25 protein-coding genes are annotated in these 24317 nt (G+C 43.8%); 2 read left to right on the top strand and 23 right to left on the bottom strand.

The window, feature by feature from the left end; translation table 11 throughout:
• Positions 1–3 precede the first annotated feature (3 nt).
• The 22 genes from AC58QC_RS08915 to rsgA form a co-directional block, all read right to left on the bottom strand.
• A complete protein-coding gene (locus tag AC58QC_RS08915; protein WP_497414836.1) occupies positions 4–834 on the bottom strand; it encodes a hypothetical protein in 831 nt (276 codons plus the stop codon).
• A 121-nt stretch (positions 835–955) separates the two neighbouring features.
• Positions 956–2071, bottom strand: coding sequence for an RNA polymerase sigma factor RpoD (gene rpoD / locus AC58QC_RS08910; RefSeq protein ID WP_090816012.1), 1116 nt, complete (start codon positions 2069–2071; stop codon positions 956–958).
• Positions 2072–2108: 37 nt separating this feature from the next.
• Positions 2109–3956: a DNA primase gene (dnaG, locus tag AC58QC_RS08905; protein ID WP_497414835.1), complete on the bottom strand. Its 1848-nt coding sequence runs from the start codon at positions 3954–3956 to the stop codon at positions 2109–2111.
• Positions 3957–4004: 48 nt separating this feature from the next.
• Positions 4005–4469, bottom strand: coding sequence for a YaiI/YqxD family protein (locus AC58QC_RS08900; RefSeq protein ID WP_497414834.1), 465 nt, complete (start codon positions 4467–4469; stop codon positions 4005–4007).
• Positions 4470–4560: 91 nt separating this feature from the next.
• A complete protein-coding gene (locus AC58QC_RS08895; protein WP_497414833.1) occupies positions 4561–5373 on the bottom strand; it encodes a pyruvate, water dikinase regulatory protein in 813 nt (270 codons plus the stop codon).
• 178 nt (positions 5374–5551) lie between these two features.
• Positions 5552–6301, bottom strand: a complete 750-nt coding sequence (gene recO, locus AC58QC_RS08890; protein ID WP_497414832.1) for a DNA repair protein RecO — start codon at positions 6299–6301, stop codon at positions 5552–5554.
• A gap of 46 nt (positions 6302–6347) precedes the next feature.
• Positions 6348–6500 (bottom strand): YqzL family protein, encoded by a 153-nt coding sequence (locus tag AC58QC_RS08885; protein WP_082593664.1) that lies wholly within the window; start codon positions 6498–6500, stop codon positions 6348–6350.
• Between the two features lie 96 nt (positions 6501–6596).
• Complete coding sequence (gene era / locus AC58QC_RS08880) at positions 6597–7496, bottom strand: GTPase Era (protein ID WP_497263897.1); 900 nt, start codon at positions 7494–7496, stop codon at positions 6597–6599.
• A 6-nt stretch (positions 7497–7502) separates the two neighbouring features.
• Positions 7503–7916 (bottom strand): cytidine deaminase, encoded by a 414-nt coding sequence (gene cdd / locus AC58QC_RS08875; RefSeq protein ID WP_497414831.1) that lies wholly within the window; start codon positions 7914–7916, stop codon positions 7503–7505.
• Positions 7917–7948: 32 nt separating this feature from the next.
• The gene (locus AC58QC_RS08870) at positions 7949–8653 is read right to left on the bottom strand and encodes a diacylglycerol kinase (protein WP_497414830.1); all 705 of its coding nucleotides are present in this window, start codon (positions 8651–8653) and stop codon (positions 7949–7951) included.
• Positions 8653–9189 (bottom strand): rRNA maturation RNase YbeY, encoded by a 537-nt coding sequence (ybeY, locus tag AC58QC_RS08865; RefSeq protein WP_497414829.1) that lies wholly within the window; start codon positions 9187–9189, stop codon positions 8653–8655. Before ybeY ends, AC58QC_RS08870 begins: the two co-directional genes overlap by 1 nt.
• Positions 9190–9207: 18 nt before the next feature.
• Positions 9208–11436: an HD family phosphohydrolase gene (locus AC58QC_RS08860; RefSeq protein WP_497414828.1), complete on the bottom strand. Its 2229-nt coding sequence runs from the start codon at positions 11434–11436 to the stop codon at positions 9208–9210.
• Positions 11437–11476: 40 nt separating this feature from the next.
• Positions 11477–12442 carry a PhoH family protein gene (locus AC58QC_RS08855; protein WP_497414827.1) on the bottom strand — a complete coding sequence of 322 codons (966 nt, stop codon included), beginning with the start codon at positions 12440–12442 and terminating at the stop codon, positions 11477–11479.
• A 6-nt stretch (positions 12443–12448) separates the two neighbouring features.
• Positions 12449–13642 (bottom strand): sporulation protein YqfD, encoded by a 1194-nt coding sequence (gene yqfD / locus AC58QC_RS08850; RefSeq protein ID WP_497414826.1) that lies wholly within the window; start codon positions 13640–13642, stop codon positions 12449–12451.
• Between the two features lie 34 nt (positions 13643–13676).
• Positions 13677–13955 (bottom strand): sporulation protein YqfC, encoded by a 279-nt coding sequence (gene yqfC, locus AC58QC_RS08845; protein ID WP_497414825.1) that lies wholly within the window; start codon positions 13953–13955, stop codon positions 13677–13679.
• A 152-nt stretch (positions 13956–14107) separates the two neighbouring features.
• Positions 14108–14578 (bottom strand): YqfB family membrane protein, encoded by a 471-nt coding sequence (locus AC58QC_RS08840; RefSeq protein ID WP_497414824.1) that lies wholly within the window; start codon positions 14576–14578, stop codon positions 14108–14110.
• Positions 14579–14595: 17 nt separating this feature from the next.
• Positions 14596–15585, bottom strand: coding sequence for a flotillin-like protein FloA (floA, locus tag AC58QC_RS08835; protein WP_497414823.1), 990 nt, complete (start codon positions 15583–15585; stop codon positions 14596–14598).
• Between the two features lie 14 nt (positions 15586–15599).
• A complete protein-coding gene (locus AC58QC_RS08830) occupies positions 15600–16265 on the bottom strand; it encodes an NfeD family protein (protein ID WP_497414822.1) in 666 nt (221 codons plus the stop codon).
• Positions 16266–16424: 159 nt separating this feature from the next.
• Complete coding sequence (locus AC58QC_RS08825) at positions 16425–16868, bottom strand: GatB/YqeY domain-containing protein (protein WP_497414821.1); 444 nt, start codon at positions 16866–16868, stop codon at positions 16425–16427.
• 8 nt (positions 16869–16876) lie between these two features.
• On the bottom strand, positions 16877–17050 hold the full coding sequence (gene rpsU / locus AC58QC_RS08820; protein WP_028558020.1) for a 30S ribosomal protein S21: 174 nt from the start codon (positions 17048–17050) through the stop codon (positions 16877–16879).
• Between the two features lie 115 nt (positions 17051–17165).
• The gene (locus AC58QC_RS08815; RefSeq protein WP_497414820.1) at positions 17166–17516 is read right to left on the bottom strand and encodes a histidine triad nucleotide-binding protein; all 351 of its coding nucleotides are present in this window, start codon (positions 17514–17516) and stop codon (positions 17166–17168) included.
• A gap of 90 nt (positions 17517–17606) precedes the next feature.
• The gene (rsgA, locus tag AC58QC_RS08810; RefSeq protein WP_497414819.1) at positions 17607–18671 is read right to left on the bottom strand and encodes a ribosome small subunit-dependent GTPase A; all 1065 of its coding nucleotides are present in this window, start codon (positions 18669–18671) and stop codon (positions 17607–17609) included.
• A gap of 189 nt (positions 18672–18860) precedes the next feature.
• On the opposite strand from rsgA, the gene AC58QC_RS08805 reads away from it, so the two are divergent.
• Positions 18861–20783, top strand: coding sequence for an FAD-dependent oxidoreductase (locus AC58QC_RS08805; RefSeq protein ID WP_497414818.1), 1923 nt, complete (start codon positions 18861–18863; stop codon positions 20781–20783).
• Between the two features lie 72 nt (positions 20784–20855).
• On the opposite strand, the gene AC58QC_RS08800 is transcribed toward AC58QC_RS08805, so the two are convergent.
• Positions 20856–22793 (bottom strand): stalk domain-containing protein, encoded by a 1938-nt coding sequence (locus AC58QC_RS08800; RefSeq protein ID WP_497415158.1) that lies wholly within the window; start codon positions 22791–22793, stop codon positions 20856–20858.
• Between the two features lie 231 nt (positions 22794–23024).
• On the opposite strand from AC58QC_RS08800, the gene AC58QC_RS08795 reads away from it, so the two are divergent.
• Positions 23025–24272, top strand: coding sequence for a CapA family protein (locus AC58QC_RS08795; protein WP_497414817.1), 1248 nt, complete (start codon positions 23025–23027; stop codon positions 24270–24272).
• The last annotated feature ends 45 nt before the right edge of the window (positions 24273–24317 follow it).

The following is a 24317-nucleotide window of genomic DNA, read 5'->3' as shown; positions in this document are numbered from 1 at the left end:
ATGCTACATTACCCACTCTACCCATTTTTTTCGCAGCAGATATAACGCCACGCCTACTGAAACTAATTTTGCTGTAAACGAAATTTGAATGATTCGCGAGCTTATTTCAATATCCACAAGAAAGGTCATGGCTTCAGGAATAAACCAAACCAGGCCTCCTACTAGCATGAGCACGCTAGCCGCTTGTTTATTCGTATGATGTGCAAGCCAAGCCATCCATATGAGGACAACACTCACAGGAATCCAGCTTAATTCAAGTGAAAACCATGATGGATGATCAAATTTTTGCATTAATAACCAGCTATAGGTACCTACCAGACCAAGCCATCCGCATATTTGGAAAATAGCCATTCGACCAATCAAACCATTTAATAACCAAACACAGCTGCAAAACGCTAAATAACCAATATACGTGGTTGAGGCGTGAATGCCCGATAAATCCATAATGTGCATGCCTAAAAGCAACATCGCTACAGAAGCTAAGCCGCACAAGGCATATGAAATGAGAGGCGTCCGACTAAATTGTCTATATGCGACCGCATAACAAAAGATGACAAAAAGTGTGGAAATACCAATTTGCATTGGTAATCCAAAAGAGTTAAAATTAATAGCAGATAAGGCAAGAGCGGCAATAACCGCTATTGCGGCCAACCATATTTTCCAGTTACTGTTTGTTACAGCCGTTGCCGAAACACCTAAAAGTGAAGCTGGCTTAGGCGTCATATCATCCACATACAAATTCATTAGAAAATCGCAATAATGCTCAGGAAGCAATTTATTCCGGCGCCAATGATCTATTTCTCTTACTATCACTTTTCTTCTCTCAGCATCCATCTATTCGCTCACCTTCCTAGCTACTTTATCGGTGATTCAATGCTCAGATTTTAGTTTTTCTTATGAAAAAACTACAAAAAAAAAACCCCGCCGAATCTGGCAGGGCCCACTCATAGCGATTTTATTCCAAAAAGTCCTTCAAACGTTTACTACGGCTTGGATGTCTTAGCTTGCGCAAAGCTTTTGCTTCAATTTGACGAATCCGTTCCCGCGTAACACCGAATACTTTTCCTACTTCTTCTAATGTTCTTGTACGTCCATCATCAAGTCCAAAACGCAACCGAAGTACATTTTCTTCTCTTTCTGTTAACGTATCAAGCACGTCTTCAAGCTGTTCCTTCAGAAGCTCGTATGCAGCAGCATCTGCAGGTGCCAGTGCCTCTTGATCCTCGATAAAATCCCCTAAATGCGAATCATCCTCTTCACCGATCGGCGTTTCTAAGGAAACAGGCTCTTGTGCGATTTTCATGATTTCACGAACTTTATCCGTGCTTAAATCCATCTCTTTGGCAATTTCTTCTGGCGTAGGTTCGCGCCCCAATTCTTGCAGCAATTGACGAGAAACACGAATCAATTTGTTAATGGTTTCAACCATATGTACCGGAATACGAATCGTTCTTGCTTGGTCGGCAATCGCACGAGTAATCGCTTGACGAATCCACCAAGTCGCATAGGTACTGAATTTATAGCCTTTGGTATGGTCAAACTTCTCAACAGCCTTAATAAGACCCATATTACCCTCTTGAATCAAATCAAGGAAAAGCATGCCGCGACCTACATAGCGTTTGGCAATACTTACAACGAGTCGAAGGTTAGCTTCAGCAAGACGACGCTTCGCTTCCTCATCCCCATTTTCAATCCGTTTGGCAAGCCCCACTTCGTCTTCCGCAGAAAGAAGCGGTACACGACCAATTTCTTTCAAATACATCCGAACTGGATCATTAATTTTAATCCCCGGCGGTAAAGCCAGATCATCATCGAAGTTAAATTCATCGCGCTCATTTTCTTCAGGATTCAACGAATCTTCATCCGATTCATTCCCCACATCAATACCTTGCTCGGAAAGCTGTTCAAAGAACTCATCGATTTGCTCAGGATCCTGATCGAAGGGAGCTAATTTCTCCATGATATCCTTGTAAGTTAGTGAGGACCGTTTTTTCCCCTGCTCTATAAGTTGGTCTTTCACCTGGTCCAGGGTCAATTCTGTCTCTAATTCTGTACGCTGATCATTCGCCATGGTACGGACTCCCTCCTCCCTAGTCATGTCAGTCTAGCTAAGATGACTTCAACCGTTTTTCTAGGGCAATAATTTCAATTGCAATTTGCGCAGCTCTAAGATGGTCGCCCTCGCGTACTGCGCGAGCTTGTTCTTCTTTCTTACGTTCAACTTCTTCTTGCATTGGAACTTTGCGAATTTGGCGAATATAGTCGTCAATCACTTGTTCGTTCATTCCATGACCTGCTCCCATCATAACGATGGAGCTAGCCAAGCTCTCCAGCTGTTCGTCTTGCAGCATGGCAATGTATCGGCTTGCATCGGGCTCTAAATACTGAGCGTAGTAAGCATATAAATAAGCAGCTAAGACTGCGTGAGCTTCAACATTAAACTGGTCACCCAATTGCGCTTCAACATGTTCGCATACGTCTCGATCATGCATCATAACTGCTAAAATCAAACGTTCCGCATTATGATACGCAGGTAGTAACGAAGGTGATTTTTTCTTTGTTCGTTCCGCTGGTCTCCCATTATTCATAACATTATTCCACAGAATTGGTTTATTATCCCCATCTGGTCGGTTTTTTTCCGATTGCAATAAGATTTCATGGAGATCTAACTTCATGGCTTCGTAGGACGAATCCGGAAACTCTGAAGCTAACTGTTTGAGATAATGTTCGCGTTCCATAGGAGATTGCAGTTGACTTATTAATTTCACAGCAGATTGCAGATAACGTAGTCGGTCACCGTCTTCATGCAATTTAAAATTTTTGCGAATAAATAAAAGCTTATATTTCATCGATGGCACGGCAGCTCCAATGATCTCCCGGGCGAATCGGTCAAACCCATATTGACGAATATAATCGTCAGGATCCTTACCATCTGGCAGCATCGCAACCGTAACGCGGCTTCCTGTGTCTTCCAACAACGGAATGCTCTTGAATGCAGCAGATTGTCCTGCATTGTCACCATCATAACAAATGACGATTTCATCCGCATTGCGGTTCAGTAAGGCAGCATGCTCTTTCGTTAAGGCCGTCCCCATCGTCGCTACACCATTCGTGATGCCAGCTTCCCAAGCTTTGATCAAATCCACATAGCCTTCAAAAATAACGGCTTGCTGCAACTTACGCATATTCGGCCGAGCTAGATGAAGATTATACAAAGTCCTGCTTTTATTAAAAAGAATGGATTCGGGACTATTTAAATATTTGGGTTGTGCATCTCCCATGGCTCTTCCAGCGAATGCAATGACTTTGCCAGTAGAGTCGCAAATAGGGAACATGATACGTTCACGGAATTTGTCCACGTAGCCATGACCTTCATGTTTAGCGGAAATTAGTCCGCCTTTCTCCATTAGAGCTAAATCAAACCCTCGTTTTTCCAATTGCTGAACGAGCGTGTCCCACATTAACGGAGCATAACCAATTTGAAAAGTGTCAATCAGCTTATCGGAGATTCCTCTAGAAGTCAGATATCCTTTGGCTGCTTTGCCTTGATCAGTATTACCTACAATATAATGATAGAACTTCGCGGCAAATTCATACGCCTTTAATAACGTGGCTTTTTCTTGTTGCTGTTCATTCTGCTCCTCTGATACTTCCTCCCACGTTATGGGGATGTCTGCATCTTCAGCAAGCTTCGTGATGGCTTCCGCAAAGCTCAAGCCTTCGATCTCCATGATAAAACGAATTAAGTTCCCACCTGCCTGGCAACCAAAGCAACGATAAATCTGTTTCTCCGGTGTAACAGTAAACGATGGACTTTTCTCCGAATGAAATGGACATAGGCCCTTCATATAATGCCCTTGTTTGCTCAAATGTACGTGCCTGCCGATGACATCGACGATATCATGGCGCTTCAGTACAGCCTCAATTACCTCTTCAGGTATGCGTCCGTACCTCATTTCAATCCACCTACAATTCAGGTCGCTTTTCCGACTAATTACTATTCGCTACTTATTTTCGATTTCCTGCAATTTTTCTAAAAGATTTGTCAAACCATGTAGAAAATTTTTACGATCAGTCTCTGTAAAGGGTTTTGGCCCTTTGGTATGCTTACCATTTCTTCGCATTTTTGCGGAGGCATGGCGGCGTTCCAACAGATAATCAATCGAACTATCGGTATATTCCTGCCCCCGATTCGTCAAACAGATCGAACCCTTCGCAAGACCTAATGCGGCGAGTCCAAAGTCTTGTGTTACCAAAATATCACCTGACCGAATCTGATTGGCAATATATAAATCGACAGATTGATCGGAACGATCTACTTGAACAACCTTCACACCAGGATTTTCCTTCATCTTATGATCGAAAGAAGCAACTAGAACAACTTGTACGCCAAACTGTCTACCTGCCTGCTCGATTTCCGACTTTACAGGACAAGCATCGGCATCAACAATAATACTTCGTGCACTCAAGTGTCAGCCCCTGCCTTTTATTGAAATCTCACCGTACTATTATATACGATGGACTTACAAAAAATCCTGCAAGCCCGAACATAAAAGCTTACTAGATATGTTCAATATGATCCATGATTAAACTGGCAGTTTCTTCTACAGCTCGATTGGATACATCAAAGATAACGCATCCGATCTTACTCATAATTTTATCTGCAAAATCCAGTTCTATTTTAATACGTTCAACATTCGCATAGGTTGCATTTTCTGCAAGTCCGAGTGTACGAAGTCGTTCTTGACGTATCACGTTTAACTTAGCCGGGTCAATGCGCAAGCCAATAATCTTATCCTTAGGAACGGTATAAATGGCAGCAGGAGGCTGCATTTCCGGCACTAACGGAACATTAGCCACTTTCAATCTTTTGTGTGCCAAATACATCGATAATGGTGTTTTGGACGTGCGAGATACACCCAATAGGATAATATCAGCTTTTTGAATACCGCTAAAATCACGACCATCATCATATTTGACAGCAAATTCGACTGCTTCGACCTTTTTAAAATAATCCTCATCCAGCGGATGAATCATCCCCGGTTGTCTGCGCGGCTCTTGGCGGAGTGCGTTCCCTAATGTCGTCACAACAGGCCCTAGTAAATCAATATAGGGAATATCATATTGTTTCGCCTTGGCAATCAGGTCATCCCGCAATTCCGGAATAACTAGGGTGAATACCACAATTCCTCCATGCGTACGAATCCCATTGATCACTTTATCTATACCCTCGAAATCATGAATAAACGGAGCTCGTAATATTTCAACAGGCACAGGATGAAACTGCATCGCGGCTGCCCGAACAACAGATTCTCCTGTTTCCCCGACAGAATCCGAAACAACATAAACACGAGTAGGTTGTGGATGTTCCATTTTCCTAACCCCTTTCAGCAGGGACAAGACCCTACACTAGCATTTGTATGTAATTAACTTCAGAACAGAACGATAGCATGAGAAAAACCTCACCGATATGCGGAGAGCACAAGGGCGAGGTGATTTCAACCACATCATATCAAAGGGAGAAACACATGTCAAATGAGGCCGATAGAGTTTAAATATTGTATTTTTCCATCTGTTCAATGAACCCTCTTGATTTCCATTGCACACCAATATGTACGTCCATATATGCACGCATACATTGCTTCAGCTGCTCTTTCGTTTCCTCTTTCACTTGAATGGAGCCCAACCTGCGTATATCCATTCTCGGGAAAAGTCTAAGCAGTTTATAAGCACCTTCACCAATCGCAATTGCAGAAGTGTCCTTAAAGCGACAGCGCCCACATAACGTTCCGCCCATGTTTGGACTGAAAGTTGTGATTCCAGATGTTTCACCACATGCAACACAGGCATCCGTAACCGGTAAATAGCCGGCTAAATCAAACATTTTCATTTCATAAAGGTGAGTGACAATTTGCATATCTTTGTTCTCTTCGATCGCCATTAAGCCGGCCTTGAGCTGTTCGAATATGTAGTTATTGCCTTCTTCATCACCCAGCATGCGATCCGTCATCTCCGCTAAATAAGAGGCATAAGCCGACTTATGCAAGTCTTCGCGCAGTGCGTGATGGGCTTCAATAATTTCCGCACCATTTAGAGATCCCATTTGACCTCTTTGTTTGTAAAAAACAAAATCGCCGTACGTAAACAGCTGCGTAACGGCGCCATGCTTGCTCTTAAGTTTCTTTGCACCGCGAGCCATTACACCGACTTTCCCCAGCTCGGGGGTGAATAATCGAATGATTTTGTTGCCTTCTCCGTAGTCCATGCTACGAATGACAATACCTTGAACGCTATGCAGCAAATAGCTTCCCCCATGAAGGCCGCTCTGAACACATGATTCCTTGCTGTCACATATTCAGACCATCGAGCGGCTCTTCGTTACTTTGATCTTCTTCTTGCACTTCCGAATCCATGCCAGGTTCTCCCGTTACTTGTTTGTACAGTAGATAGGCGTCCACATCACCGGTCTTTGAAAAATACGTCCACGAAAAATCTTTCATGTTCAGCATCCTCCCCATCGAACGTGATGTTCATAGGATGTGCAGTAGACGCTTCACTATACGATGTAAAAACTGGTACTCTCAGGGAATTATGATTTATTCGTGACGAAATCCAAGATCACGAAGGACTCTGTCTTGATTTCTCCAGTCTTTCTTGACCTTCACCCATAATTCTAAGAAGGTTTTGGAGCCTAAAAGTGTTTCAATATCTCGACGTGCTTGTCTGCCAATTTCTTTGAGCAGCGCACCTTGTTTACCAATCACAATCCCTTTTTGCGATTCACGCTCGACGAAAATGACAGCCGAAATATGAACGACCCCATTCGGTTCGACACGCATATCTTCAATTTGTACCGCAATCGAGTGAGGAATTTCTTCCCGCGTCATATGCAAAATTTTCTCGCGTACGAGCTCCGCGCATACGAATTGCTCGGGGTGATCCGTAATTTGATCCGCGGGGTAATATTGAGGACCTTCTGGCAAATAGCGAATAATTTGCTCCAGAAGCGTCGTTACGTTATTCCCTTTCAACGCGGACACCGGTACGATTTCAGCAAAATTATACAAATCTTTATAATTCGTAATAATCGCTAGCAGCGCTTCTGGTTGGACGAGGTCAATTTTGTTTAAAACCAAAATTACGGGCGTCTCAATATGCTTCAGCTGCTCGATAATATAGCGGTCTCCTCCGCCAATACCATCTGCTACATCGACCAAGAATAACACAGCGTCTACCTCGCCAAGTGTGCCATGAGCAACTTTACTCATGTAATCACCTAGCTTTGACGTCGGTTTATGGATACCTGGTGTATCGAGAAAAACAATCTGCCCATTATCGGACGTATATACGCCATGGATCTTATTTCTAGTCGTTTGCGGCTTATCGGACATGATCGCAATCTTTTGTCCAATAATTTGGTTCATTAGCGTTGATTTACCGACATTCGGTCGTCCGATAATCGCGACAAACCCTGATTTAAATTCTTTTTTGGCCACTTCTACTTATCCTCCATTTATGTGCAAATCTTTCGTTGTAAAAGCGCCTGGCAATAAAGCAGCCACCGTTGTTTGAACGAAAGCTCCTTTGATATTACTCAAATATACAGGCATTTCCGGATCGCACAATTCTATTAATACTTGTCGACATACACCGCATGGCGAAATCGGCCCTTCCGTATCTCCAGTTACCGCGATTGCTTGGAAAGATCCGCGCGAATGTCCATCTGCAATTGCACGGAATAACGCAGTTCTCTCGGCACAGTTTGTCGGTCCATAGGCAGCATTTTCGACATTGCATCCTAAATGTACTTGTCCATTAGCGTCCAACAGCGCGGCACCGACTTGAAAGTGGGAATAAGGCGTATAGGCTCGTTTCATCGCTTCCTTTGCGAATTCAATGAGTTCTTGCGGATTCATAGCCATCCACCCTTTTATAAGTAATAGTTAAGTTATAGCATGTTTAAGCAGGAAAAAGCGAGGAGCGTCACGACAATGCCAATCATTGCTCCCAAAAAGAGTGCTGGGAACGGTCTTGTTTTTTTGTCATATAAGACAATTAGGATAATAATAGAGAGCGTGTACGCGAGCAATGCGGCAATCGTATCAGTGACAATTACCAAAATAACGGTAGCGATAGCAAAAGCGATCGCTGTTAATAAACTCGGTCGTACTAACTTTCCTTTGTCCGAGAACCGTGTTTCAATCACAATCACTGTTAGCATGACAAGTGCAATTAAAATCCATATCGTACCTGCAGACAATGGTGCTTCTTGCAGTCTAGCGTGCCTTAACAGTTGATCGATCGGTTCGTAGAAAACCACCAACCCAACTATGACAGCAAACATAGCAGACACCAATACGGACGCCGCGGCGACGTCCTTCGCAATTTTGGCTAACGGATGACGGTCTGGCATAGCCAAATCCACCGTTTTCTCGACAGCCGTATTAATTAACTCCGTCACAATCATAAGTGTTACCGCTAACAAGATAAACAAAATATCTGTTTTGGATAAATGAATGAAAAGTGCTGCTAATAACACAAGAAACGCAACGAAAAAATGAAATTTCATATTACGCTGCGTATCTAGTGCATATTTGATTCCTTCATAGGCGTACCGAAAACTACTGCGCCATTTACGGAAGCCGCCCGACATTATCGCGTCAAGCCTGCTTTCTGTAGAATGTCCTCCTGTTTAGCGAACATCACTTTCTCTTCCTCTTCACTCTGGTGGTCATAACCAATCAAGTGAAGAAAACCATGGACAAATAAGAAGCCAAGCTCACGTTCTACGGAATGACCATACTCTTCGGCTTGCGCAATCGCCCGCGGCACCGAAATGATAATATCGCCAAGCGGTTCAATGAACGCTTCAGAAACGGTTTCCCCTTCTTCAGGATCTCCCTCTGAATCGTCGCCATCATCCTCGTAATTGATCTGTATCTCGTCATCACCAAATTCGCTCATCGCAAAGGAAAGAACATCAGTTGGTTTGTCTAAATTGCGATAATGCTTATTTAAGTCCTGGATTGTCTCATCGTCTACGAATGTGAGTGCAACCTCACCTTCCGTAACGCCTTCAAGCTCACCTGCAAGCTTTAAAAGCTCTTCAAGTTTTTCAATAAAGGCAGGTGAGATTTCTTTCTCTTCCTGCTCACTGCTCCATGCTAACGTCAAATCTACACTTGCCATATTCAATAGTCCTCCTTCTTATGCTCCTGGCTTCTTAGCCGTTAATTCACTTGGATATTCAATACGAGAATGGAAGATACCTAACAAGGTTTCATTCAGTGTCTTAGCTATCTTATCCAGTTCCTTGAGGGTGAGGTCACATTCGTTGAATTGACCATCATCCAAGCGTGATTTGATAATTTTGGTCACCATGGAGTCGATTTGTTCGAGAGTTGGGTTACGCAATGAGCGTACCGCTGCCTCTACACTATCTGCAATCCCCACAATAGCCGCTTCCTTGGATTGCGCTTTAGGGCCTGGATAACGGAAGTCTTCTTCACGTATCCCTTTGTCACTGTTCTCATCTTCAGCTTGCTTCTTCGCTTTATGATAGAAAAAGTGCAGTAGCGTTGTCCCGTGATGCTGTTCAGCGATATCTCGAATCGGCTTAGGCATTTTATAATCCTTTAACATATCAACACCATCACGCGTGTGCGCGATAATGATCGACTTGCTTAAGTTCGGATCGATGCGATCATGCGGATTCTCAATATTGGTTTGATTTTCGATAAAGTAGCTAGGTCGCTTGGTTTTGCCAATATCATGATAATACGAACCTACGCGGCACAAGAGCCCGTCTGCGCCAATGGATTCTGCAGCTGCTTCAGAAAGGTTACCTACCATCACGCTATGATGATACGTACCTGGTGTTTCCGTAAGCAGCTTACGCAGCAATGGATGATTCGGATTGGATAACTCCACAAGCTTAAGGGGTGACAGGATCCCGAAGGAAGCTTCAAAAAATGGGAGTAATCCGATGACAAAGACAACCGTTACTAAACCACCTGCCGTCGCAAAAGACAACGACATCAGGGCTTCTCTTTGTTGAAAATGATCTTCCATCAATAGCATCGCCGTTATCGTCAACATAGAGAAAAAGGCGATCATAAGACCCGCTTTCAAAATGGTTGCACGTTGACTCGCTCGTTGAATTGTAAAGACGCCGCTAAAACAAATAACTAAGCTAACTAATCCAAACCGGAAATCGAATAGCGCATCGTGCTCTGTATTAAAAATAATACTTGCCATAATGGAGAACAAAACCGATGAAATAAAGGCAAGTGGTGCGTCCAGCAAGATCGCGATCAGGATACTCCCAAGAGCTGTAGGAGCCAGATAGCCGATAAAGGGATAATCGAAATTCTGGAGTAGTGAAATAATTTTCATTCCAGCAATATTCATCAAGAAGATCAAAACAAACATGACGAGCTGTGAATTATTGTACTTGACCTGTATGTTGCTCTGTCTAACAAACATAAAAATCACGAATGACAGCAGCGCACAAAGAATACCAAGACCCAGCTGGGGCAAATGATTCGCTTTATCCTTTAATAGCTTCAGCTTTTCCAACCGCGTATATATTTCTTCTGTAATGACATCGCCAGCCTTCACTAGGACATCATTCTTGTTAATATAAACCGTCTTCATGTTGCTCCTAGCTTGTCCTTTTGCATCATCTGTACCCTTCTGATCAAAAAATTTATTCGGGGTAATTAATGCTCTGGCAATTTCAGTAACCATCTCACGAGAAGTATTCTTTGCTAAGTTAGACGTATTCACAACTTCTGCTACCTTAGCTCGCGCAGTCTGTGCATCTAGGATTTGGTCATTCATCAATTTTGTGACGATTTCTTTTGTCACAGGACGCATTTCTGCAAGGTCTTCCTTGGTCAGACGAGGCAGTTTAAAATAAACTTCCTCTGGGAGCGGATATTTCTGATCCGATAGACCGAGTTGAATTTGTTCTAGTAACAAATCGTTATATTGCCCACTATTCCGCAGTGTTTTGATGGCATCATTCGTCAGGTCACTAATGAGCTGTGGGATGACGCGACGATATATGCTAACCTTATCATCGAATTTGACTTCTTCATCGGCATTGATCTGAGATAATTTATCAAAAATAGCATCACTGATGACTTCATTCTTGAGATTAACGATCCGGTAAACAGGCGGGACACGCTTCGCGGCATCTTCCTTGGCTTGCTCTGTCGCGACAGCGTTCTCAATCTGCTCTGGCGCATATATCGTCTTCTCACTCTTCATTCCTAGCGTAATATCAAAAACTTGTGGAACTAACTTAGAATACAAAGTGGCGTAGAATATCAATCCCAATATGAGAAACAAGAGTATTCTTAAGCCTGTATTGTATTTCCATCCGCTCAGCCGGTAATGAAATTTGCCTTTCATTTGCACTTCATTTTTCATTACGGAGGTCATTCCTCTCTATCTATCCAACCTAGCTTCTTTACTTATTCATTTCAGCGTTGTAAGCAACAATTATTTTCTGTACGAGTGAATGACGTACAACGTCACCTTCATCAAAGTAAATAAAGCCGAGTTCTTCAATACCACTCAGAATGCGTGAAGCTTCAACCAGACCAGAGGACTTTCCTCGTGGTAAATCTATCTGAGTCACATCGCCTGTAATAACCATTTTAGAGCCAAAACCTAATCTCGTTAGAAACATCTTCATTTGTTCAGGAGTCGTGTTCTGTGCTTCATCCAAGATGATAAATGAATCGTCCAAGGTACGCCCTCTCATATAGGCTAATGGAGCAATTTCGATGAGTCCGCGTTCCAGTGACTTAGCAACTTGTTCAGGCCCAAGGACATCATTAAGAGCATCATACAATGGGCGTAAATAAGGGTCAACTTTTTCCTGCAAGTCCCCTGGAAGGAACCCTAAGCTTTCACCAGCTTCTACGGCAGGACGTGTCAATACGATACGTTTTACTGCCCCTTCTTTCAATCGAGTTACAGCAAGAACGACAGCTAAATACGTCTTCCCAGTCCCTGCAGGACCAATTCCAAAGACAATATCCTTCTTCTTGATCGTCTCGACATATTTCTTCTGACCAATGGTTTTGACACGTATAGGCTTACCTTTGTGTGTAGATGTGATTTCACCTTTGAACAGATCCAGCAATTGCTCGGCCTTCATCTGTTTCGCCAGCTCAACCGCATACAGCACATCCCGCTCAGTTACCGTGTAGTTATTGCGGATAAGCTGTAAAAGAACTTCAAAGAGCTGCTGAAGTGAGTTCACTTCCGCAGCTCTGCCTTGTATCGTTATTTCGGCTTCGCGCGTAAAGATTTGAGCATCAATTTCCCGTTCAATGATATGTAAGAATTTATCCTGCGGCCCAAATAAAGCAAGTCCTTCAGCCGGGTTTTTCAACGTAATTTTTACAGATTGCGCATTTTCAATCAACAGGCCTCATTCTCCTTGTGTCACAATTGGTTGTTCTTCTGCAATATTTTCTTCGACCTCAAAATGAACGTCTATATAAATTTTACCATTCTCTGTTTTTTCATGCAAAATTTTTTCTCCGACTATCCTCGCATCCTCGCCTGCAGCAGCTAATAATTTGGCTTTTGCCTGCTCAATACCCACCTTTTTCGCATTCGCTGCTTCAACCGGCTCCTCCACAAGATGAACCTCCATCACTTTCTCATGAAGCCACCCAAGCCCAAGTGAAAACGAACGCCAAGCAAGTGTTTTACGATCAGGAATTGTTTCAAAATGTTCGAATTCAGTCTTACCGTAGCCGGTAAGCTGCAGAGCTCTTGTCCCAAATACGAGGTAGCTTCGATGTACAGTTTCACCTGTATATACTTTATACTGTTTCGTAAGCGGCGCTTCAATTCGAGAGGTATACCAGACAACTCCTCTTATCTTACCATCTGCAACGACCACCTGACTATTTTGCTCATCACCAATAGTACCTGAGATCAAAACTGTCCCTTTGCGAACATACGTATTCGGTTTGACCATCGGCTTTCCTTTTATCGATTGAATTTCGGTCACGAGCGCACTTTTGGAAGCCACAATATTTCGAGGATTTTTCAATGGATCTTTTTTGGGAATGGTCGCCTCTACAACCTTAATTGTGATGTGAGTCCCGCGAATTTCTACACCAACCCACGCCGCATTCGGCAGTTCTTGCTGAATGGCACGAGAAAGCTCCTCCGTCTTGTCCAGCTTAAATTTCCACTGAAACTTATGTATGCCTTGTTTGGAGGCTGCTTGCAGAATTTCCGATGCTTCTATGCGGTCATTGCCATCCACCGAAACTTGCCAAACCAGTGAGGTCAGCACGTATAGACTGATGATGAAAGCCGCCAAGCCGCCAAACAACACTTTTCTTCGCCCAATTTTATCCATAAAAAAAGGAAGACCGAATCGCTCTATCACGTGCATTCTACAGCCTGTCCGTTTCAAGAGCGGACGAAGTCGAAAGAAATCCTTGATGAGGATATACAACTCCAACTTCCCATCTTTGCCAGCTTGAATATCCCATATGGAGAAGCCGCCCTCCACCATGGGATGAATCAACCTTTCGCAGTCCTTGCCTCTAATTTGTATGCGTACATAGCCACGCAAACGGGCTATGAATAGGGATTGTTTCATGAATCAGCCTCCAGTTCTCATTACACTACCCAAATTAAGGCATATATTTTACATGATCAATGATGCCTTCAATGAACACTTCTTCGGAAAGGATAGCTCGAATGACCAAGTTTTGGCCGCAAACCTCAAGCGTTCCTTTCGCTAACTCCAGTTTCAGAATTTCACTGGAAAAATACAGTACGCCCCGGTGATTCTCTACATATAGCTGTACGTTGCCGATCATCGTGATTCGCGGCAAATCCTGTACAACATCTTGGGGAAGATCAAGGATCTTGGCCGTGAACTGGTTCCATTTGCGGGTCAAGCGACGCATAGCTGGGCAGTACCCCCTCTAACTAGAAGATCAAGGATGCAGAAAAGGCGCATAGACTTTCTTCCAAATTATGCGACTGAAGCCGCTTTTATGAAAAAGAAGCAAAAAAAACGCCCCCTCGCATAGGCAAGAGGGCGTTCCTGAAATGATCGTCATCGGCGGTAAGGTTTCTTGGCGCGCGGTGGGCCTAATATCTCTGCCCAAACAACACCTTGCAGTACTTGATCACGATTCGGTTGATCTGGAAATAGACTTGAAGATGTAATCTCTTCTGAATAAATGGGTGAACTCACCGTTGTTCCACTTTTCGTCGTCTGTGAGGTGAAAGGTGATGTCTTCTGCTTCGGAGCAGTTGGCGTTGATCTGCCAAGACCAGACTGATTAAACTCGTCACGTACGCGTTCTGGGCGACCCGAGGCACCAGGATGGCCTGGCTGAACTCTCTTCGCTTCCACAGGCCTTCTAGCTTCTCCTGAACCATTCCCAAAGGTCGGCATCCCCGATCTGGGTGTGCCTGTGTCTCGCTCAGCTCGTTGTCGCCTGCCTTGCAATTTATAAAAGAAGGCCAACGCTATTATGACCAGATACCAGTTCTTAAATAAGAATACGATAAGCTGTTCCATCCGATCACCTCGTACCCTTATTCTTTCTCATTTTTTCCGTCGTTTACTTTACCTAAGGAAGAACGCATTTGCGTATCAGATTCGATATTTTTGAGATTCATATAATCCATTACACCTAACTGACCATTTCGGAGTGCCTCAGCCATGGCAAGCGGCACCTGCGACTCGGACTCAACAACCTTGGCCCTCATCTCAACAACTCGCGCCTTCATCTCCTGTTCAGCTGCAACAGCCATCGCGCGGCGTTCTTCTGCTTTCGCTTGTGCAATTCGTTTGTCTGCTTCGGCTTGCTCCGTTTGCAAATGTGCGCCAATATTTTTACCTACATCGACATCCGCAATATCAATAGACAGAATTTCAAATGCTGTCCCCGCATCCAAGCCTTTACCTAGAACTGTCCGAGAGATCATATCCGGATTCTCTAAGACGTCCTTATGAGATTCGCTGGAACCTACGGTTGTAACGATTCCTTCTCCGACGCGGGCAATAATCGTTTCTTCACCCGCTCCACCTACGAGTCGATCTATGTTCGCACGAACCGTTACCCTCGCGATGACCTTTACCTCAATGCCGTTCTTTGCTACAGCAGATACATTAGGCGTTTCGATCACACGTGGATTTACACTCATTTGAACGGCTAACAACACATCACGACCCGCCAAATCAATGGCCGCCGCGCGCTCGAACTCCAAATGAATTTTAGCACGATGTGCCGCAATTAACGCGTTCACAACGCGGTCAACATTGCCTCCTGCTAGGTAGTGACTTTCCAATTGATTGACACTAAGATCAATACCGGCTTTCGTTGCTTTAATCATCGGATTCACAATCCGACTAGGTGTAACCCGACGGAGTCTCATTGCAATCAAGGTAATAATACTAATTCTTACACCGGAAGCCAGCGCAGATATCCATAGCATAACAGGAACAACACTTAGTAAAACCGATAACACGATAATAATGATGGCTGCAAGCAGCACCAAGTATAAGCCTGGTTCAATCGTCATTTTTTTGTTTCCTCCTAAATGTTATGTTGATTATCCACTTCTTTTACAACGACACGAACTCCTTCAACATCCACGACGACTATTGATTGATTTACGGAAATAAAACTGCCATGCGTTACAACATCGACACGTTCTCCTTGAATCATCGCCGTACCTGCAGGACGCAGAGGTGTGATGGCTTCACCAATCTTGCCAACTAAATAGGATCGGTCTGGATTCGATGTAAAGCCCTTACTTGTCGTTAGCTGTTCCTTCAGAATAAAACGATTCCATACACCTCGATGTTTAAACGTTCTAATCGCTGCAATGACAGCCACAATCGCGACTAACAGAGCAATAATCAACATAAACGCAGCTTCTTTGGGATCGGAAGACGCCATCAGCACGCCGCCAAAAAGGCAAATGGCTCCTAGAACACTGAGAATACCAAAGCTAGGCACAACCAATTCTAAAATAAGTAGAACAACGCCTAGTCCCAAGACAGCTAAGTCACCGAAGCTTGCAAAGCCTGCCAAAAAGAAACCCAGAAAATATAAACCAAAGCCAGCAACCCCTGCCAAGGCCAATAGTCCACTACTGAAAAAAAGCAGTTCAAGCGCAATGCCTATGATGCCAACCATTAATAAAACCGTAGCTGTTACTGGGTGAGTCAGAAACGCGGATAAGTTATCAAGAAACATCGTCGTTCACTCCTTCCCCTTAAACTTCTTGTCATTAGGTATGTACGTATTAATGTATGAACTGTTTCGGAATTTATTAGAAAAAAAGAGAAAGCTCCCTGAAATGGAAAAAAGACCAAGTGGAACGATCCACTCAGTCTTAACAAAACATATTTGGTATTAACCTAATAATTGTTGAACTAACTGATTGATAAGCTTACCATCAGCGCGTCCTTTAACCTGAGGCATCAATGCCGTCATCACTTTGCCCATATCCGCTTTGGAAGAAGCACCAATTTGCTGGATGGTCTGCTGTACAATGGCTTTCACTTCTTCCTCAGAAAGCTGTTGCGGCATGTACTCAGCTAGAATAACAAGTTCTGCCTTCAGGCTATCGGCTAGATCGTCACGACCTGCCTTGGTAAATTCTTGGAGGGAATCCTTACGCTGTTTGATCTCACGAGTTAGAACATCAAGCACTTCATTGTCGTCTAAGGGTCTTTTCAGATCAATCTCAGAATTCTTAATCGTAGAACGCACCATTCGAATTACAGAGAGCTTAAACTTGTCCTGACTCTTCATCGCTTGTTTCATATCTTCGTTCAATCTATTGCTTAAGCTCATGTTGCCTCCTAGAACTTTCTTTTACGAGCAGCCTCTGATTTAAGCTTACGCTTAACGCTAGGCTTGTCATAATGCTTACGTTTCTTAACTTCTGCAAGAACGCCATCCTTAGCGATGGAACGCTTAAAGCGACGAAGTGCAGCATCTATAGTTTCGTTCTTACGAACTCGAGTTTCTGACAACAGTTTTCCCTCCCTCCGAACAGACCATCTAAGACAAAACGGTTCATCAAATCTCATTATAGGTGATAGTAATTAGGGTGTCAATCGCTAAACTGATGTTTCCTGCTAGGAAAGATTAGTTATGGACCCCAAGTGGTGCCAATCTAGCACCTGCCATCAGATGATAATGCAGATGATGAACAATTTGACCCGCGTTTGCACCAATGTTCGTAATCACACGATAACCGGATTCTTCTACCTCTAGCTCTCTAGCAATTTGTGCAGCTACACGCTGCATTTGCCCCACGACGGCCCAATCTTCCGTCTCTCCAGCAGCTAAAGAGGCAAAGTGTTTCTTCGGAATGATAAGGACATGAATCGGCGCAGCTGGCTGAATATCATGAAAAGCTAGAATCTGATCATCTTCATAGACTTTCTTAGAGGGAAGCTCCCCTGCAATGATTTTACAAAAAATACAATCACTCATTGATCCATTCGTCCTCCCGACATTGTTATCCTACTTAGATATAAGTTTATCGGAAAGCCTTCAAAAAATCCAATCCAAATAATATCGGAATTAGCGATGAGGTTGGCTTTTGAGTGATTGATGGATCTTCTTCCATTTCGCTTTTTCCGCTGCTTGAAGACCTTTGTCCTCTTTGCGAGCTAAATAGGCAAGCTCCTTTTGCAATTTCACATAACTTTGGAAGCGATCCCCGGCTAAGGCTCCCGAATTTAACGCCGCTTTAACTGCACACTTCGGTTCATTATCGTGCTTGCAATCTTGGAAGAAGCATTGCTCTGCTAATTCCTCAACATCCTGAAACGACGTACTTAGCCCCTCTGAGGCGCTCCAAAGCTGAAGCTCTCTCATACCCGGCGTATCGATTAAAATGCCGCCATCAGGCAGCAGAATCATTTCACGATGCGTGGTTGTATGCTTCCCTTTATCATCACCAGATCGGATATCTCCAGTGCTCAAAATATCTCGCCCGTAAATGCGATTTACTAAGGTTGATTTACCAACACCTGACGATCCTAGCAACGCAACGGTTTGTCCGTGAGACATGTAGGCAGCAAGATCTTCTAATCCACGATTTTCTGCTGAGCTAATAATGTGAATGGGAACCCCTATAGCAATAGCCGCGACTTCGTCGGCAAGCTCCTCTGGATTTTCGCACAGATCAGACTTGCTCAATACAATGACGGGATTCGCTCCACTCTCCCATGCTAAGACCAAATATCTCTCGATTCGGCGAACATTGAAATCTTGATTCAAGGCATTTACCAGAAAAACGGTATCTACATTAGTTGCAACAATTTGCTCTTCCGTGACTTGACCAGCCACTTTACGGGAAAACTTACTTCGACGAGGAAGCACCGCATGGATTACAGCACGCTGCTCCCCTTCCCGAAGGGATAAGACTACCCAATCCCCTACGGCAGGGTAATCTTCGCGACGAAGAGCTTGGTGACGCATTTTGCCAGAAACCTCAGCCAGCATTTCGCCAGCTTCCGTCTGAACGCGATACATATGCTTATGTTCTAAGGAGACGCGGCCTGCGACAAATCCTTCTTCGTTTAGAAACGGTTCAAATGCTTTTTCAAAAAATACATGCCATCCTAAATCTGCTTTATTCAAGTCAATGACTCATCCTCTCAAGGTGTTCTAATGTGAAGTATATACCTTACTTATGAGACTCACACGGGAAAGAATGATTTAGATTGTTTAATCCTAAGCCCGTATTTGACACCGGTCAATTCACTTGTAGACTATGAGTCTACTTTTGCATATAATAAGGGTAAACTGATCGCCTGAAGGAGTGAGCGGATGAGTCAATTCATGAGAGCCTCGACCCGCAAAAAGCGCGATGTGATGATGGAAGTCGCCTTAACGATGTTCATGGAGAAAGGCTACGAGAATGTCTCTGTCGATGATATTATCGCAGCTACCAGCACATCCAAAGGAACCTTTTATCATTATTTCAAAAGTAAGGATGCTATCATTTCAGCGTTATACAGCAAACAAATTCAATTGATTCAAGACTGGGTCAAACAACCTCCTTCAAAGGTGCAATCGTTAGAGGGACATATCAACCGCCTATTTTTAGACTTAGCGTCCAATATTCAGTTTTCACCTAGACTGATTCGCAGCTTGCAGGCACTTTCTTTGCAAAATGATACAGTTAAATTGGAAGAAAACCAGCAATTGAACGTTTTAACAGAAAGCTTGCTGCACTGGCTCCCGGAGCCAAAAAAGATTGAACTGCTTGTGTGCATGTATGCAGGCACAATCCGAACATGGTGCAATCAAGATGATGCCGACCTGCTCTCCATGATGAAAAACAACTTAGCCTGGCTTTGGGTAGGTCTTCGTTCCGTAGAACCTAACGCATCCCTGCAGGTAGAACCAGTCCCCAAGGAGGAAAAACGAATGAAAGTAGCCATTATCGGCGGAGGTCTTGCTGGATTAACAGCGGCCGCATATTTATCTGAAAACCCACATGTGGAAGGGATTCTATTTGAGCGTAGTCCACAGCTCGGAGGCCGAGCGTTTACGTATGAGAAAGCCGGTTTCACGCTCAACTATGGCGCACACGCGATCTATGGGATCGATCGTCATACTTTGACTACGATGGAACGTGAGCTTGGACTATCTTTCTCCTCTAAGCAAGTAGATAAGCGCAAAGTCGTCTACGCGAAGCATAATCAGCTTACAACTGCACCACTCGATGCCATTAACCTGTTGAAAACGGATCTTCTGAACACGATTCAAAAAGTTCGCTTTGTTGGCGAAATTGCAGCTATTATTGCTAATATTCACAATATTAAAAACTACGCGACTTTAGCCGACTATCTCGCTGAGTCAAACGCCGATGAAGATGTGAAAGAGTTATGGGAGCATTTGGTTTGCTCTAACTTCTTCATTACACCAGAGGATGCTCGAAATGTATCCGGCGCTGTTATTAGCGAGTATTACCATAACTTGTTCCTTTCTAGTAAACCTGTCAATTATGTCTTGGGCAGCTGGGCGGTTATTACGAATCAATTGAAACAGAAAATGTCCGCCTCCGGCAGATGGGATCTCGCCCTTCAGGAAGGCGTTGACGGACTTCGTTATGAGGATCGTAAATTTATTTTAAAAACGAAAACACGTGAAATGGCGTTTGATAAAGTGATCTTCGCTATGCCAGTGCAACAAGTCGTCAAGCTTTTGAAAGGTACGGCATGGGAGCCATTCCTCGCACCGTATGAGTCCAATACTGCAACTGAGGTTATGGTTTACGACATTGGTTTAAGCCGCGTCGTCGCTAGACCGTTTAGTTACATCAGCGATATGGACAATAAGCTCTTCATTAGCGATGTTTCCGCAACAGACCATACGCTAGTGCCAGAAGGCGGGCAATTGCTTCAAGGTATCGCGTACTTAAGCGACAACTTCGAAAGCGATGAGGAACGAAAAGCCTATTTGGACAATAAAACCTCACAAATGGAAGCCCTTTTCGATAGACATTATCCAGGCTGGCGCGATGTCACTGCAGTTAAACGCGTTTCTAAGAAAGCTATGGTTTCTAGCGTGAAGAACATTGCGACTAACCGACTTTTACCAACTCGCGTGGAAAATATTCCGTTCTACTTCTGCGGAGACGGCTGTACAGGTAAAGGTGAGCTTGCTGAACGTGCATTTTCTAGTGCACGCAGCGCGGCCTTATCTATTGTGCAAGAGGTTCAACAAGCACTGCAAAATGTATAATGGGTTAATAATAAAAGCTGCTCAATATCTGACTTTTCGTCAGAAATTGAGCAGCTTTTGTTGTTTGGAGCTTTATTTCGTTGAAATGGTTACAGTGCGGCTAGCTCCATCCCAGTTGACGATGCCGCCAAAGGTTTCTCCTACGAATCTAGCAGGTGCAAGTGTATACCCATTTACGAGTCTGGCTGGCTCTTCCAGTTGAATAGCCTTTCCATTTACATATACCGTACTCTGGTCAAGTGTCAGCTTTACGGTTGTGCTTCCTTTCGATGCCGTGACAGATCTAGTAGCGGCTTCATAATCTACTTTAGCTCCCATAGCTTCGAAAATGGCACGAAGCGGTGTAAATGTCGAGCCATTTACGATGACAGGGGCTTGTTCAAATTTCTGTTCGATCCCGTTGATATTCACAGAAACTTGTGATGAAATACCGAAGGTTCGTAATGCAACTTGTTGTCCGGTTTTGTTCAGTATACGAAGTTGTAATACAGAGCCTTCTGGCACATCTCCAGCTTTGAGATCCAATCCGTAAGGTAAACTCGTTTGGGAGGCTATTACTCGTCCATTCAACAAATATTCAACCTTGCCAATGTAAACTTCAGGTATTTTGATAAAAGGAATGACCCGGGTTTGCTTGGTGAAGGCTTGATGATCCGCATTAATGGGTACATAACCAACTCGGTCAGCAGGTTTAGCTGCGTCCTTAACTTCGGAAAGCAGATATGGATTTGCAATCAACTTGCTGTAGTAGCTTTGGATTTCAGAAGAAGTCGAAAGTGAATAATCGTTCTTCGCGTTACTCATTTGCTGATCCACATTAAAATACGTGATCGCTTTCAGTCTTGGATATTTGTATGGCATAATTTCATACAACCGCTGTAGATTAAGTTTAGCCCACTCCGTGTAATCTTCGCTTGCAGAGTGTGAGTAATGCGGAACACCTGTCTCACTAAGCATCAAGGGCTTGCGATCTGCATAGGTGTTGTACAATCTTGTCAATCTTTCTACGTTGCTTGTCGCAAGCATAGAAGGAAGTGACGGGTCCCCATTTTCATAAGGCTCAATATACAAACTTACGCCAACCCAGTCTACATACGCATCACCTGGATAGTAAGGATCGATATCATTCGCAGGTACATCCCCTGGACTCCAAACCATGGCCACGTTCTGCGCTTCAGCAGCAAATACATCATGGAGCATTCTAAACTTTGCAATATACTGCGCAGGATTCCCGTGCCACTTTACCCAAGCGCCATTCATTTCGCCTGCAAAACGTAAGAAAATTGGAACTCCTGAGGCTTTCGCTTCCTTTGCCCAACTCCGCAAATAAGCGCCATCCGTGACAGGATCTAGTCCATTGTCCGGTTCCCAAGCAATTTGCAAGGCACCACCAGCCTCTTTGGCTCGCTTCGCATAGGATGACGGAAAGCCCTGTCCCCAATGTGCATATGCTAAATAAATCGCATGCTTTTTGCCATAAACGGATTGCATTTTCGTGAAAACATTACCGACTTTCGGGTCTTGCTCGGAATAAATCCCTAAATATGCACCATAAGCAGGTTCAAACTTAGCAAGTTGTGAGCCGTTAGGTTTCGAAAGTTGCTGGACAATATCCTCATTATTTTCTTTCCGATACAATTCAACGGTGGTCCGAATTTGATCAGCACGCTGCAATTTCACAGCTCCCCAATCCTTGCCCGCATTCACCCAGTACTGATTTTCTTGCTCATAATAATGAATCGCTTGGTCATAATCACCAATCTCGTCAAAATACGCATCTAATTTTCCACTGAAAAGTGCCGCATTCTCCCAATCCCCACTACTTGCGTAATGATCAGTGAGATATTGCCAATGAGGAACGGCAGCTTTGGAATTTCCAGACGCTTGCAACGACTCCGCTTGTGTCCAATGATCCCAGACGACGTCAGCACGTGCAGGTGCTGGTGATTGTGCGATTCCCGCCGCAAGAATAACAACTGCCAGTGATAAAATACCTATTCGTTTATTCATTTTCAATACAAACAGACTCCCTTTCATGGTGTGTTTTCAAATATTCGCCTGTACTAGATACGTTATGAGTCGCGGAAAAGTAGCACAAAATTCAAAGAATCTACAAAATACCCCAACTACGTTGACAAAATCGAGCAAAATTTCATGATTTCAACCCGACATTTCGATGCCTTCTGCAAATTACAATTGTTAAAATATAGAAAAATGTGTTTGCGGAAGGGTTTGCTCCATATGAAAAATACAGGCTCCGTTTTCCTCGTTGCAGCTTGTCTGAGTTTATTAATCGTCGGTTGCGAGACAAAACTTGATCCATCATCCATTGATAAATTGAATATTTCCGTAGAAACAAGCACGACACAATCGAATCAACAGATAAGCAATACGCAAGGTTTAGCCCCCCTTCCATCGATGACGGTTACAGAATCAAATGAAGATCATCAAAAACCTGTGATAAGTACAATAGCAGAAGATAAGTCTCCCGGTGTCGTATATGTACAACCATCTCCTGCCAAGCAAGACTTGCAAGAGCCCCTACATATACTTTATGCCGGTGACGCCATGTTCGATTGGTCAGTTAAAGAGGCGATCAGCCGGTATGGACCTGATTATCCATTTAAACATATTCAATCCGAAATCGAACGGGCTGATTTCTCTTTCGTCAATCTCGAAACTGCTGTTACCCTCGAAAACGAAAAGGATACCAATCAGATTTACAATTTCAAATCCAATCCCGAGTCTCTTATTGGCCTTAAACATGCCGGTTTCGATATGGTATCCATCGCAAATAATCATTCTATGGATTTCTTACAGAAAGGGTTTCTCGACACACTTACCCATTTAGATAAGTCGGGCCTACTTTATGTAGGTGGTGGTCTGAATGCGCAAGAAGCCTATCGAGCGAAGAGCGTTACCTTAAAGGGGAAAAAGGTGAAATTCCTCGCCTTCTCTCGGTTTATCCCTACAGGCGACTGGTTTGCAGGACCGAACAAACCCGGCATAGCACAGGCTTATGACCGCAAGCCCGTACTCGATGCCATTGCTCGGGAACGTGTGGATGCAGACTATGTCCTCGTTTACTTACACTGGGGAGTTGAGATGAACAATCGCCCTGAACCCTGGCAGCGAGAATTTGCAAAGCAAATGATAGATGCAGGCGCAGATGCCATCATTGGCAGCCACGTGCATGTACTTCAAGGCTTTGAGTATTACAAGGGGAAGCCCATCGCCTACTCGATCGGTAATTTTCTCTTTCCTGACTATGTAACGGGTCCAAAAGCTGATACAGGTCTACTCCATTTAAACCTTTCAGAGGACCAGATCGAGATGTCTTTCCAACCTTTTTATATAGAAAAAAATCAAATCATCTCCAAAGGTGAAGCGTATGTAGATAAGCAATTGGCTTATTTGCAATCTATTTCTTATGGCGTGGCACTCGACGGTCAGGTCATTCGGTCAAATGTTGAAATTGCTAGTCGATGAGGGAGATAGGAGGAAACATGAAGGGAAATGATAGAAGGGGAAGTG

It is taken from the genome of Paenibacillus sp. J22P51 (assembly GCF_059692215.1).
The sequence above is the reverse complement of the archived record's forward strand: the minus strand, read 5'-3'. Positions and strand labels throughout refer to the sequence as shown.